The 13,629-nt window shown below is 65.9% G+C and carries 6 protein-coding genes; 3 read left to right on the top strand and 3 right to left on the bottom strand.

Annotated features, from left to right (window positions below):
• The first annotated feature begins 10 nt into the window (after positions 1-10).
• Positions 11-2,662, top strand: coding sequence for a bifunctional diguanylate cyclase/phosphodiesterase (locus tag FLQ44_RS05470; RefSeq protein WP_147693437.1), 2,652 nt, complete (start codon positions 11-13; stop codon positions 2,660-2,662).
• On the opposite strand, the gene FLQ44_RS05465 is transcribed toward FLQ44_RS05470, so the two are convergent.
• Entirely contained in the window at positions 2,659-3,888 is a 1,230-nt protein-coding gene (locus tag FLQ44_RS05465; RefSeq protein ID WP_147693436.1) for a DEAD/DEAH box helicase, read from the bottom strand. The two genes, FLQ44_RS05470 and FLQ44_RS05465, sit on opposite strands and share 4 nt — an antisense overlap.
• A 165-nt stretch (positions 3,889-4,053) precedes the next feature.
• Here FLQ44_RS05465 and FLQ44_RS05460 point away from each other — a divergent pair, with 165 nt between their 5' ends.
• A complete protein-coding gene (locus FLQ44_RS05460) occupies positions 4,054-4,983 on the top strand; it encodes an alpha/beta hydrolase family protein (protein WP_147693435.1) in 930 nt (309 codons plus the stop codon).
• Between the two features lie 70 nt (positions 4,984-5,053).
• Positions 5,054-5,680, top strand: a complete 627-nt coding sequence (locus tag FLQ44_RS05455) for a 2OG-Fe(II) oxygenase (RefSeq protein WP_147693434.1) — start codon at positions 5,054-5,056, stop codon at positions 5,678-5,680.
• A gap of 22 nt (positions 5,681-5,702) precedes the next feature.
• On the opposite strand, the gene FLQ44_RS05450 is transcribed toward FLQ44_RS05455, so the two are convergent.
• Both FLQ44_RS05450 and FLQ44_RS05445 read right to left on the bottom strand, forming a co-directional pair.
• Complete coding sequence (locus FLQ44_RS05450) at positions 5,703-6,644, bottom strand: diguanylate cyclase (protein WP_147693433.1); 942 nt, start codon at positions 6,642-6,644, stop codon at positions 5,703-5,705.
• The gene (locus FLQ44_RS05445; RefSeq protein ID WP_147693432.1) at positions 6,641-13,606 is read right to left on the bottom strand and encodes a response regulator; all 6,966 of its coding nucleotides are present in this window, start codon (positions 13,604-13,606) and stop codon (positions 6,641-6,643) included. Before FLQ44_RS05445 ends, FLQ44_RS05450 begins: the two co-directional genes overlap by 4 nt.
• Between the last annotated feature and the right edge of the window lie 23 nt (positions 13,607-13,629).

Below are 13,629 nucleotides of genomic sequence, written 5' to 3'. Positions count from 1 at the left end.
AGGGTAGCCAGTGAGTCAGCACCGCAGCCTGCAAACCCGGCTTGGCCTGAACCAGCGCGCGACCTTTGTCATGGTGGTGGCGCTGGTGCTGCTGTTTACTGCGCTGGCTACCGCCTCGGTGCAATGGCGTTTGCGTAGCGAAGCGCTGTCGCGCCAGTTTGCCCTGGCCAGCCTGACGGTACGCGCGCTGGAAGACCAGCTCACCCAGAGCCTGAACGTGGTGGAGCGCACCTTGCTGCTGTCCGGCAGCAGCCCGCAGCGTAGCGACAAGCTCAAGGCATTTCTGCAGCAGGCGCCTTATATCCGCTCTATCGCGCTGGAAAACGGCCAGGGCGTGATCGAGGCCAGCACCAATGCGGCCAACCTGGGGCTGCGCCTGCCGCGCCAGCAATTCATGCCGCAAAGTACCGAGCCGCTGGGTGTGCTGCGCACCGGCCCGCTCACCGCCGGGCGCGACTTTGCCGATAGCCCGCTGGCCGGCCAGCCGGCGCAGAGCGGCATCAGCTTTATCCCCGTGGCGCTGGACGTGATGCAGGACGACCAGCGCTGGGTCACCGTGCTGGCCACGCTGAATACCGATTATTTCCTGAACTTCTACAGCAACCACATTAGCCCGCAGCAGGGCCAGGTGGCGCTGCTGCGTTACGACGGCAGCCTGATCATCAGCACCGACCCGCAGGCCCGGCCCGGCCACCTTGGCCCCAGCCGCTTGCTGCCCGCCCGGCTGGCCCAGACCGATGCCGACAGCTACCGCGAAACCTGGCCGGGCGGCCAGCGCGTGCTCACCGCCTATCGCGCCTCGCGCGTGTACCCCTTTGTGCTGGCCGTACACCTGGACGAAACGCGGGCGCTGGCCCCCTGGCGGCAGGAAGCCTGGCGCACAGCCTGGGTGGTGGCCAGTGTCTTGCTGATACTGCTGGGGGTGGCCACGCTGTATTTCCTGCGCTTCGAGCGGCTGGCGCGGGCGCGGGCGCGCGACGAGCAAGACCTGCGCATTGCCGCCGCCGCGTTTGATTCGCAAGAAGGCATCTTTGTTACCGATACCCGCTGCGTGATTCTGCGCGTAAACAGCGCCTTTACCCGCATTACCGGTTATACCCAGGCCGAGGCGGTAGGGCAGACCCCCGCTCTGCTGAGCTCCGGCCGCCACGGCCCGGCGTTTTATGCCCATCTGTGGCACCAGCTGCTCAGCCATGGCAGCTGGTGTGGCGAAATCTGGAACCGGCGCAAAAACGGCGAAATCTACCCCGAATGGCTCACCCTCACCGCCGTACAAGATGCGCACGGCGAGGTCAGCCACTACGTGGCCATGCTCACCGACATTACCCAGCGCAAGGCGGCCGAGCAGGAGATCCAGCAGCTGGCCTACTACGACCCGCTCACCCGCCTGCCCAACCGCCGCCTGCTGCTGGAGCGCCTGCAGCTGGCGCTGGCACACCCCGAGGGCGAGGGCGCGCTGCTGTTCCTCGACCTGGACAACTTCAAGACACTGAACGACACCCTGGGGCACGACCATGGCGATGCGCTGTTGCAGCAGGTTGGCCGCAGGCTGCAGGCCGGGGTAGGCGAGAACGACACGGTAGCGCGGCTGGGCGGGGACGAATTTGTGGTACTGCTGCCGGCACTGGGCAGCCATGTGGGCGAAGCCGCGGCCGTGGCGCAGCGCCTGGGCGAAAGCCTGCGCCTGGCGCTGAACGCGCACTACGACCTGAACGGGCACGACTACCAGTGCACGCCCAGTATCGGCATCTCGCTATTTGCCGACGGCCCGCGCCAATGCGACGACCTGATGAAGCGTGCCGACATGGCGCTGTACAGCGCCAAGGCGGCAGGGCGTAATACCGTGCGCTTTTTTGATATGGCGCTACAGCGCAGCGTGGCAGAGCGTGCCCGGCTGGAAAGCGCGCTGCGCCGCGTGCTGGCAGAAGATCAACTGAGCTTGCACTACCAGCCGCAGGTGGATGCCAGCGGCCGGATCTGCGGCGCGGAAGCCCTGCTGCGCTGGCACGATAGCGTGCTGGGCGATTTGTCGCCGCAGCGCTTTGTGCCGCTGGCCGAAGAGAGCGGGCTGATTGTGCCTATCGGCCTATGGGTACTGGAGCAGGCCTGCTGGCAGCTGGCGCGCTGGGCGGCCCACCCGCATACGGCGGGGCTGAGCCTGTCGGTAAACGTGAGCGTATGCCAGCTGCGCCAGCCGGATTTTGTGGCCCAGCTGCGCGCCATCCTGGCGCAAACCGCTGCCCCACCTGCGCAGCTGGTGCTGGAGCTGACCGAAAGTGTGCTGATGGACGACGATGGCAGCGGCAGCAGCAAGATGCGCGCACTCCGCCGCCTGGGGGTGCGCCTGGCGCTGGACGATTTCGGCACCGGTTATTCGTCGCTCAGCTACCTGAAAAAGCTGCCGCTGGACCAGCTGAAACTGGACCAGTCTTTTGTGCAGGGCATGCTGCACGACGGCCCCGATGCCGCCATCGTGCGCGCGGTGCTGGGGCTGGCACAAACCCTGCAGCTGGATGTACTGGCCGAGGGCGTGGAAAGCCAGGCGCAGCACGACAGCCTGCTGGCCTGTGGCTGCCAGCACTTCCAGGGCTACCTGTTTGGCGCGCCGCAGCCGCTGGCCGCATTCGAGCAGCTGCTGGCCGCGGCCCATAGCCGCAGCTAGGTTTTGTTGCCGCCTTGCGCGGCGGCAGCGCGCAGCTTGTCTTTCTTGCTCATGCGCTTGCCCTTGATGCCGCCGTTATCGTCGGCTGCGGCCAACCTGGCCGCCGGCGTATCGGTCGCCGGGTAGGCCGCCAGCTGCTCGCGGGCGATCTTCAAACCCAGGCGTTTTTCTATCAGGCGAAAGTGCGCGCGGCTATCGGCGTCGATCAGGCTGATGGCCACACCGGCTTGCCCGGCGCGCCCGGTACGGCCGATGCGGTGGGTGTAATCCTGCGGCGAGCGCGGCAGCTCGGCGTTGATCACCGCCGGCAGGGCGGGGATATCGATACCGCGTGCCGCCAGGTCGGTGGCCACCAGCACGTGCAGCGTGCCGTTTTTCAGGTTGTCCAGCACGCGCTCGCGCCGGCCCTGCGCCAGCTCGCCGTGCAGGGCGGCGGCACGGATGCCTTCGCGTTGCAGCCATTGCGCCAGCTCGGCGGCGTCGTGCTTGCTGTTCACGAACACCAGCACCTGCGGCCACGCCGCCTCGCGCAGCAGCGCCAGCAGCACGGCGTAGCGGTCTGCTGCGTCGATCTCGATGGCGCGCTGGGTAATATCCGGCGCGGCTTCGTCGGCAATAGCCACGCGCTGCGGCTGTTGCAGCAGGCGTGCGGCCAACTGTTGTACGTTGGCCGCAAAGGTGGCCGAGAACATCAGCGTCTGGCGCTGCGCCGGCAGCAGGGTCAGGATGCGGCCCAGCTCGTCGGCAAAGCCCAGCGCCAGCAGGCGGTCGGCTTCGTCCAGCACCAGGGTATCGATGCTGCCAAGCGGCACGGCGTTATTGTCGATCAGGTCCAGCAGGCGGCCTGGCGTGGCCACGATGAAGTCGGCCCCGCCGCGCAGCGCCATCAGCTGCGGGTTAATCGATACGCCACCGTAGGCCACCACGATCTTGGGGCGGGGCAGGTGGGCAGACAGCTGCCACAGGGTGTCGCCTACCTGCTGCGCCAGCTCGCGCGTGGGCAGCAGGATCAGGCTGCAGCCACGGCCAGCGGCCAGCTGTTTTTGCAGCAGGGGCAGGCAGTAGGCGGCGGTTTTGCCCGAGCCGGTGCGGGCGGTGGCCAGCACGTCGTGGCCGGCCAGCACGGGCGGGATGGCGGCTTGCTGGATAGCGGTAGCGGTGTCAAAGCCGGCGTCGGCCAGCGCGCGTTGCAGCGCCGCGTCGAGCGCCAGGGTAGAAAAAGGCATGGGCAGGGCCGGGTAAGGTGCAAAGGCGGCAGTCTACGGGGTTTGCGCTGTGGCAACCAGCGCAGCCATCACGCCACGACCTTGGCATGGCGATTGACGGCGCCGGGCAGGATGCGCATGATTCAAGCGCTTGTTTGATTATTGCCATCCCGCAGCCGAGGCCCCATGAAAAACCGCGAAGAAGACCTGTTCGTGCCCGTTACCGCCCGCGATACCCTGTATGTAAAGCGCATCCGCCACCCGCTGCACGACGGCCAGCCGGTACTGATGGTGCACGGCGTGATGGCCAACGGGCGCATTTTTTATTCCGACAGCGGCAAGGGGCTGGCGCACTACCTGGCCAGCCAGGGCTACGACGTGTACGTGGCCGACCTGCGCGGGCGTGGGCGCAGCACGCCGCGCATCAGCCGCCATGCCCGCCACGGCCAGACCGAGATCATTCGCGAAGACCTGCCGGCACTGCACGCGGCGGTGCGTCAGCATAGCGGCGGGCAGGCGGTGCACTGGATGGCGCACTCCTGGGGCGGGGTGCATATGAGCAGCGCGCTGCTGTACCAGCCCGCGCTGATACCGCAAGTTGCCAGCCTGGTGTATTTCGGCAGCAAGCGCAGCGTGCACGTGCGCAACCTGAACAAGCTGCTGGAAGTAGACCTGATGTGGAACGGCGTGGCGCGGCTGCTGTGCCGCAGCGTGGGCTACCTGCCGGCGCGGCGCATGGGCCTGGGGGCGGACGACGAAAGCAACAAGAGCCATTGGCAGAGCAAGCAGTGGGCCAAGGTGCGCCCCTGGGTCGATAGCGATGACGGCTTTGACTACGCCGCCGCCGCGCAGCGCCACAGCCTGCCGCCCGCGCTGTATTTTGCCGCGCAGAACGACCCCTGCCGCGGCCACCCCGACGATGTCCGGCGTTTTCGCGCAGAAAGCGGCGCGCACCTGTCGCGCGTGCACCTGCTGGCGCGCCATACCGGCCACCGCCACGATTACGACCACGTGAGCCTGCTGACCCACCCGGATGCGGCCAACGACCATTTCCCGCTGGTATTGGCCTGGCTAGCCGGCCAGCACCAGCGCGTGGCCGAGCACCCGGGCGCTTGATCTGGCGCATTGGCGCCAGGCTGCGCGCATGGTACAAAGCCCGCCTTGATGTTTTTTGCCGGATACCGCCATGACTGTTTTGCAATTTGATCTGGATGCCGTGCTGGACACCCTGGCCGACAAAGGTTGGGTGGTGATACCGCATGCGCTGCCCGCCCCGCTGGTGCACAACCTGCGCGATACCTGCCTGTCGGTATGGCAGCAGGGCCTGTTTCACGAGGCGGCTACCGGCCGTGCTACCGGCCAGGCGCGCCGCGCCGAGATCCGTAGCGACTCGGTACTGTGGCTGGACCAGGTGGCGGCCGAGCCGGCGGTGCTGGCGTATAACGCCGCCATGGACGACATCATGCACGCGGTGAACCGTGGCCTGTATCTGGGCCTGGCCGAGCTGGAGTCGCACTTTGCCGTGTACCCGGCGGGGGCGTTCTACAAAAAGCACCTGGACCGCTTTCAGGACGACGATGCGCGCACGCTGACCACGGTGTTTTATCTGAATGAAGGTTGGCCGCAGGACGCTGGCGGGCAGATCCGCCTGTATCTGGACGAGGCGTGCAGCGAGTACCGCGATATCGAGCCGGAAGCCGGCACGCTGGTGTTGTTCCTGTCAGACCGTTTCTGGCACGAGGTGCTGCCGGCGCGGCAGCAGCGCCTGTCGGTGACCGGCTGGTACCGCCGCCGTAGCGACCGCGTGCTGTGAGCCTGCCGGTGCGCAGTGGAATCTAGCCCAGGCTATATAGCGCGGTGCTTGGCTCGCTGTGGATACCGGTTTCGCCTATCACGCAGTTACGGCCACTGCGCTTGGCGTGATACAGGCGCTGGTCGGCCAGCTGCAATAGTGCCGCCGGGGTGTCCGCCCCGTTTTGCAGGCTGGCGACGCCGGCACTGATGGTGACCACCGGGCTCACCTGCGACGCCGGGTGTGGAATGGCCATGCTTTCTATGGTGCGGCGCATGCTTTCCAGCAGCTGCCAGGCACCCTGGCTTTGCGTGGCGGGCAGTATCAGCACAAACTCCTCGCCGCCATAACGTGCGGCCAGGTCGCCGGGGCGGCCCAGGTTGGCCGCAATGGTTTGCGCCAGCTGCTGCAGTACGCGGTCGCCCATGGCGTGGCCGCAGTGGTCGTTGTATTGCTTGAAGCAGTCCACATCGATGATGGCGACCGACAGCGCCAGCTGGTTGCGGCGGGCGCGCTCCCATTCCCCGTGGTAGACCTGGTCCAGCTGGCGGCGGTTGGGCAGCTCGGTCAGGCCATCGATATTGGCCAGGCTTTCCAGCATGCGGCGCTGGCGTTCCAGCTTCAGGTGGGTGGCGACCCGCGCTTTGACGATGACTTCGTTCAGCGGTTTGGTGATGTAGTCCACCGCGCCGCGCAGCAGGCCTTGTGCCTCGTCTTCCGGCCGGTCCTGGCCGGTAATGAAAATCACGGGAATGTTTTTGGTACGGGCATCATGGCGCAGGGCTTGCAGTACGGCAAAGCCGTCCATTTCCGGCATGACCACATCAAGCAATACCAGATCGGGGTGGTGTTCGCGCGCCAGCTGCAGGGCTTGCTGGCCGTTTTTGGCCATCAGGACGGTGTAGTCGGCCTTCAGCAGGCCGTCCAGCAAGTGCAGGTTGATGACGACATCGTCCACGATCAGGATTTTTTGTTGTTGTTTCATGTGGTACTTCCGATGGGCAAGTCCAGTGTCTTGATCAGTGTTTGTAGCTGTCTATAGGCCTGATCATATTCTATCTGATCGAGTAATTTACCGATATTAATCAAATGCTCATGACTATCGATAGGCATTGCATCGAAAAGTGCCGCTAATGCTTCATCGGCACGAGAATCAGCGTGTTTGAGTTTATCTTGCAAATGTTGCAAAAGCCGCACTTGTTCCAGCGGTGTTTTCGGCGAGGCCGTACGGGGTGCGGGGGTGCTGCTGGCGGCTTGTAGCTGTTGCAGGGTTCTTTCCAGCTCGTCCTGTAGCTCGGGCAGCAGGGCTTCGGCGGCCAGGCGCTGGTGGTCGCGCAGGGCGCTGTCGATATCGCTGGCGAGCCGGGCCAGGCGCGGCGCCTCTACGTAGGCGGCGGCGGCTTTCAGGCTGTGTGTGTGGTATTCGATCGCCGCCCAGTCGCCGGCCTCGCGCAGTAGCTGCAGCTTGGCCGGTAGCTGGCGGTAGCTGCTGACAAAGTGGTATTGCAGGCGCTGCGCCAGATTATGGCTGCCCTGGCGGGGTGTGGTGGCGAGCTGCCGGCGCGGCTGCTGGGCGGGTAGCCAGCGCAGCAGGGCGGCAATCAGGGCGTCCGGCACGATGGGTTTGTCCAGATGGTCGTTCATGCCGGCGGCCAGGCTGGCCTGGTGGTCGCTGACCATGGCGTGGGCGCTGAGTGCCACGATGGGCAGGCTGGCGTGCGCCGGGTTGGCGCGTATCTGCCGGGTGGCGGCAAAGCCGTCCAGCATGGGCATCTGGATATCCATCAGCACCAGGTCGTAGTGGCCGATGTTGACGGCGTCTACGGCATCTACGCCATTTTCGGCGATATCGATCAGCAGCCCGCTGTCTTCCAGCATGCCCAGTACCACTTCGCGGTTGATGGCGTTGTCGTCTACCAGCAGTACCCTGCAGCCGGCTACGCTGGTCAGGCTGGCCAGCTGCAGGGCCAGGCGCTGTTTTTCGTCGGGCGGGGCGGGCAGGGCGTGGCCGGCCAGGCTTTGCAGCAGGGTCAGTACGCTGGCGGGGCGCGGCGGTTTGGCCAGGGTGCCTTGCACGCCGGCTGGCTGCTCGTCTTCGTTATCGCCATAGGGCTGGGTGAGCATGACGACGGCCGGCTCGCGCGGCAGGCGGGCATCGCGCAGGCGCTGCAGGGTGTCGGCGCCGCTCCAGCCGGGCATCTGGCTGTCCAGCAGGATCAGGTCTACCGGCTGGCCTTGTTCGCAGGCTTGGTGTAGCCGTGCCAGCGCCGCCATGCCATTGCTGGCTTCGCTCACCTGCATGCCCAGGCTGAACAGCATATTGCTCAGCGCGCCGCGTGCTTGCGGGTGGTCGTCTACCACCAATATGTGGCGGCCTGGCAGCGGGGTGTCGGGGGCGGTGTCGGTTTGCCATGGCAGGGTGAGGCGCAGGGTAAAGCGGCTGCCGTGGCCGGGCTGGCTGTCTACCAGTAGCTCGCCTTGCATCAGGCTGGCCAGCTGCTTGCAAATAGCCAGGCCCAGGCCGGTGCCGCCGTAGCGCCGTGTCACCGAGCCGTCGGCCTGGGTAAACGAGTGGAACAGCTGCTCGCGCAGGGCCGGCTCTATGCCGATACCGCTGTCTTGCATGGTAAAGCTCAGGGTGACGCTGTGGGCGTCTTGCTCGGCCACGCTTACCGACAGGGCGATCTGGCCGCGTTCGGTAAATTTGGCGGCGTTGCTGGCCAGGTTGCACAGGATTTGCTCCAGCCGTAGCGGGTCGCCTATCAGCCGGCCGGGGACGTTGGCCGCAATCTGGCAGACGGGCTCGATGGGCTTGCCCTGTATGCGCAGCACCATCACGTCGGTGACACGTTCCAGAATGCTGTCCAGCGTGAACGGCACGCTTTCCAGCGTGAGCTTGCCGGCTTCTATCTTGGAAAAATCCAGTATGTCGTTAAGGATTTGCAGCAGGCCTTCGCCGTTGGCCAGGATTTTGTGCAGGTAGTGGCCTACTTGCAGGTCGGGGTCGCGTTGCAGGGCCAGGCGGGCCATGCCCAGTATGGCGTTCATCGGGGTGCGGATTTCGTGGCTCATATTGGCCAGAAACAGCGATTTGGTGCGTGTGGCGTCTTCGGCGCGCTGGCGCGATTCGGCCATGGCCTGCTCGGCGGCCTTGCGTGCGCTGATGTCCATGATCACCACGACCATGCCGGCATCCGTGTCGGCGGGGTTCACCAGCTTGGCGCTGATGGCACACCACACCGGGCTGCCGTCCTGGCGGCGCAGCGCCATATCGGTTTCCAGATAGCTGCTGCGGGTCAGGTGGCCGGTCAGCTGGTAGTCGCTTTCACTCAGGTACACCAGCTGGGTGGGCTGTTTGTCCAGCGCGCCTTGCGGGTAGCCCAGTATCTGCCCGAATCCCAGGTTGCATTGCTGGAAGATGCGGTCGCGCACGAAGGCAATGCCGACCAGCGCATTGTCCAGAATGGCTTGCTGTTCCAGCCGTATCTGGTTTAGCCGGGCGGTGCGCTCCTGTACCTGGCGCTCCAGGTTGTCGTACAGCCGTGCGTTATCGATGGAAACCAGTGCTTGCAGGGTGAGCATGCGCAGGAAGGTAAGCCGCTCGTGGCTGAAGGCGTGCTGGATCAGGCGGTTTTCCAGATACAGCACGCCGATGACCTGCTGCTTGCGCAAAATGGGCAGGCACAGTACCGAGCCGGGCTGGTGCTGCTCTACGTAGGGGTCGGTATGGAAGCGTGGCGAGGCGGCCAGGTTGCCTTCTATCAGGGCTTCGCCGGTGCGGATCACATAGCGCAGCAGCGACAGCGGCAGCTGCGGGTGCTGGCGGGCGTCCAGCAGCACGGGTTCGGGCTTGCTGCGCTGGCTGTCGCCTTGTTCCAGCAGCCAGTGGTTCTGGTAGTGCAGCAGCAGGCGGGCGTACTGCGCGCCGGTGTTCTCGCGCACGATGTCTAGCAGCCGGGCCAGCACCCGGTCCAGGCTGAGCTCGCCAGACAGTGCACGGGTCGCTTTCAGGATGGACGACAAGTCCAGCGCGTTGCTGCTGTCTGTGGCGGTAGGGCTGCCGGGCGGTCGCTCGGGCGGGGGGCTGGGCTGAGCGGGCTGTTGGGCTAGCTGCAGGCCGCCGGGCTGGTAGTGCTGCTGCAGCTGGCTGGCTTTGCCGCTGGCCCCCCACGCCTGGTAGCCCTGCCAGGCCTGGCTCAGGAACAGCTGGGCAATGGTGGTCTGGCCACAGCTTAGCCAGTAGTCGCCATAGCTTTCGCATGCCATGGCGGCGATGTGGGCAAAGCCATGCTGCGTGGCTTGTTCTATGGCGTGCTGATAGTGCTGTTGCGCCGCTAGCTGCTGCCCGTGTAGCCGGGCTTGCTCGGCCTGCAGCAGGCTGTACCGGGCGGCAAAGTTGTCTGCGCACAGGCTGGCCCAGCGGGCGTGGCGGGCCAGGCAGGCGGCCAGCGTGGCTTGCCAGCTGTCACGCTCGGGGTGCGCCGGCTGTTCGCGCAGGGCGCGGGCCAGAATCAGGCCGCAGTAGAACGTGGCTTCTGCTTCCTTGAACTGGCCGGCTACGTTGGCCGCAATGTGCGGTAGCTGGGCGGTGAGGGCTACCGCATCGGGGCTGCGCAGCAGGTAGCCGGTAAACAGCTTGCTGTAGTGGTAGTAGGCCAGGTGCAGCGGGCTGTGCTGGTAGCGCTGCAGGAAGTCGTGCTCGCTGAACGATTCGTCGTCGAAGCTGTGCGGCTGGTAGCTCAGGCCCATCAGGCAGCACAGCGGCTGCACGCTGCTGACGCGGGTGCAGTCGTACATGTCTTGCCGGCTGGGGTTTTGCAGGCGCTGCAGGTCTTGCTCGCCCAGCTCCAGCAGCGCGGGCAGGTACTGGCCCTGCATGATGCGGTCGGTACCGCGTACGGCCAGGATGTAGCCTTCGTTCAGCAGGTCGCCACTTTCCTGGCTCCAGTGCAGGGCTTCCTGGTAGTAGCCGTTCAGGCTGTGCAGCGGGTGCTGCCAGTGCCCCAGTTTGCTGGCGTACAGAAAGTGGGTGTTACCGCGAATGGCGATATGGGGCTGCTTGTTGGAGAGCGCCAGCGCCTGCTGGCCCCACTGCTCGCCAGCCTGGTACTGCTGGTGCAGCTGCCCCAGCGTAAAGCCGTACAGGGCGTAGGCGTAGGGCGATAGCTCGCTGTGGCCGTGGGTGAGCGACAGCCGGGTCATGTGCAGGATGGCGAGGGCGTCCAGGGTAAGCTGGCCGGACAGGTAGGCGGCGTGGCTTACGCCAAACAGCAGGGCCATGGCGGCTTGCGCGGTGTGGTCGGTCATCTGGCCCAGCGCGTGCAGTACGGCACAGTCTGGCAGGCCGTGCGCGGTGCCTAGCGCGTTTTCCAGTGCTTGCAGCTGGGTTTGTTGCTCGGCCAGGGTGGCGGGTAGGGTAATGCCCAGCATGGCCAGGCCGTGGCGCTGCAGCTGCAGGGCATCGTGAAAGCGGCCTTGCAGCAGGTATTGGTGCATCTGCACCAGGTAGCCTTCGATTTGCGTGGCGGTGCAGGGGCTGTGGGCTTGCAGTTGCGGGTAGAGGCTGTCGGCCAGGGCAAACTGGCCGCAGTGGCTGGCGGCGTCGCACAGGCCCAGCAGGATGTGGCGCAGGTCGTCGCTGCCGGCGTCGTCGGGCAGCAGCTGTTGCGCCAGCTGCATGTGGTGCAGGGCGGCGGGGTAGGCGGCTGCGCCTTGTGCCAGCTTGCCGGCTTTGTAGTTCAGTACGGCCAGCTGTTCGCGCTCGGCCGGGTCGTGCAGCAGTGATATGGCCGGGTTGAGCTGTTCCAGTATGGCGTACAGGTCGTCTTGCAGCTGGGTGCTGTGCGCCAGCAGGCTGCGGCCAACCTTCAGGTGTTGCTGTAGCTGGCCGGCTTCGTCGTAGAGGGCGTAGGCGGCTTGCTGGATACGGTCGTGCACAAAGCGGTAGTCGTCTTGCCCGGTGCTGCTGTCGTGGCTGGCGGGGCGTATCAGCTCGTGGGCTAGCGCAGGTTTGAGCTGTAGCCGTGCGCTGGCTAGCGGCTGGGCGGCAATGCGCGCCAGCTGGCTCAGAGTAAAGCGGTTACCCAGCGTGGCTGCCAGCTGTAGCAGGGCCTGGGTAGGGACGGGCAGGCTGCGCAGCTTGTCTACCATCAGCGCCACGACATTGTCGGTAAAGGCGGTGTTGTCCAGCGCGTGCTGCTGCCAGCACCAGCGAGCCTCTGCCGGGTGGTAGAACAGCAGGCCGCGGTCGTACAGGCTGCGCAGGAACTGGCGCAGGAAAAACGGGTTGCCCTGTGTTTTATGCTGGCATAGCGTGGCCAGCGGGCTAATGCTGTCTACCGGGCATTGCAGGGTGTCTGCCAGCCATTGGCTGATGTGCTCTTGCCCCAGCGGCGCAATGTGCAGGGTTTGTACGGCAACGCCTTGCTGCGCCAGGGCACTTTGCAGGCTGGACAGCGGGTGCGCGGGCCCGGTTTCGTTGTCTCGGTAGGCTCCCAGCAGCAGGATGTGCCGGGCTTGCGGGCTGGCGAGCAGCTGTTCTATCAGGCCCAGGGTGGCGGGGTCGGCCCATTGCAGGTCGTCCAGAAAGATCACCAGCGGGTGATAGGGGCTGGCAAAGGTGGCGGCCAGGGTGAGCAGTAGCCGGTGCAGGCGGTGCTGCGCTTCTTGCGGCGGCAGCGGCGGGCTGACGTGCCGGGTGGGCAGCAGCAGGGCCAGCTCGGGCAGCAGGGCGCACAGGATGTCGGCTTGCTCGCCCAGCGCCTCGCGCAGTAGCTGCGACCACTGTGCCAGCTGGCTTTGCGGCAGGGTAAGCAGCTGGCGCAGCAAGTCCTGAAACGCCTGGACCACGGCGGCGTAGGGGGTGTGGCGTTTGTACTGCTCGCATTTGCCCGCCACAAAAAAGCTGCCTTGCTCGCTGGCGGGCTGGCGCAGGGCGTCTGCCAGCGCCGATTTGCCCACGCCGGCGTAGCCGCCCAGTAATACCAGCTCGTTGTGCGCGCCACGGCAGCGGGCAAAGGCTTGTAGCAGCTGGGCTACCTGCGGGGCTCGCCCGTACAGGTTGCCGGGCAGGACCAGCTGGCCGCGCGGGCTTCCATCGCTCGCTGCGCTGGCGTCGGTTTGGGTGTCGGCCAGTAGCTGGCGGCACAGCTGCAGGTCGTTCTTGAGCAGGGCGATGGTCTGGTAGCGGCGGTCCGGGTGTTTTTCCAGCAGCCGCTGCACCACGGCCACCAGCTGCGGCGGCAGGGCGGCAAAGGCGGGTAGGTGGAAGTCCGGGCTGCGTGCCAGGTGGCTGTGCACCAGCTCCATGGCGTCCTGGCTGTCGAATGGCAGCCGGCCGCTGAGCAGCTGGTACAGGGTAACGCCTAGCGAGTAGTAGTCGGCGCGGTAGCCCAGCGTATGGCTGGTGCGGCCGGTGTGCTCGGGCGAGCTGTAGGCGAGCGTGCCTTCGTGTAGCGGGCCGGTGGGGTGCTCGTAGCTGGGCGGCTGGGCCAGGCCAAAGTCGATCAGCTGTAGTTGGTGCGTGTCGGCATTCCACACCACATTGAACGGGTTGATGTCGCGGTGCACCAGCTGTGCCTGGTGTACGCAGTCCAGTGCGTCGCACAGCTGCAGGCTCATTTCCAGCACCAGAGCGGGCGGCAGCGCCTGGCCGGCCTGTGCCAGCAGTTGGCTGAGCGCCACGCCACCGCAGTCTTCCAGCACCATGACCCAGTGCTGCTGGTGCTGCAGCAATGCCAGTGGCTGCACGATACCGGCGTGGGCAAAGCGCTGCAGGCAGGCATACTCGGCCTGAAAGCGTGCCACATCGGCAGGCTGCGGCTGCGGGTGGCGCAACACCTTCATGATGACAGGTTGGCCGCTTTGCCGGTGCTGGCTGCGGTAGATCAGCGAGGTGCCGCTATCGTATAGCAGGCTGCCTGGGTGGTAAGCGGGCAGTGTGATCATGGTGTGAGCCTGTGTTCCTGCGT

The sequence above is a fragment of the Vogesella mureinivorans genome (assembly GCF_007644035.1).
Lineage (GTDB): Bacteria > Pseudomonadota > Gammaproteobacteria > Burkholderiales > Chromobacteriaceae > Vogesella > Vogesella mureinivorans.
This window is presented reverse-complemented; position numbering and strand designations above follow the sequence as displayed.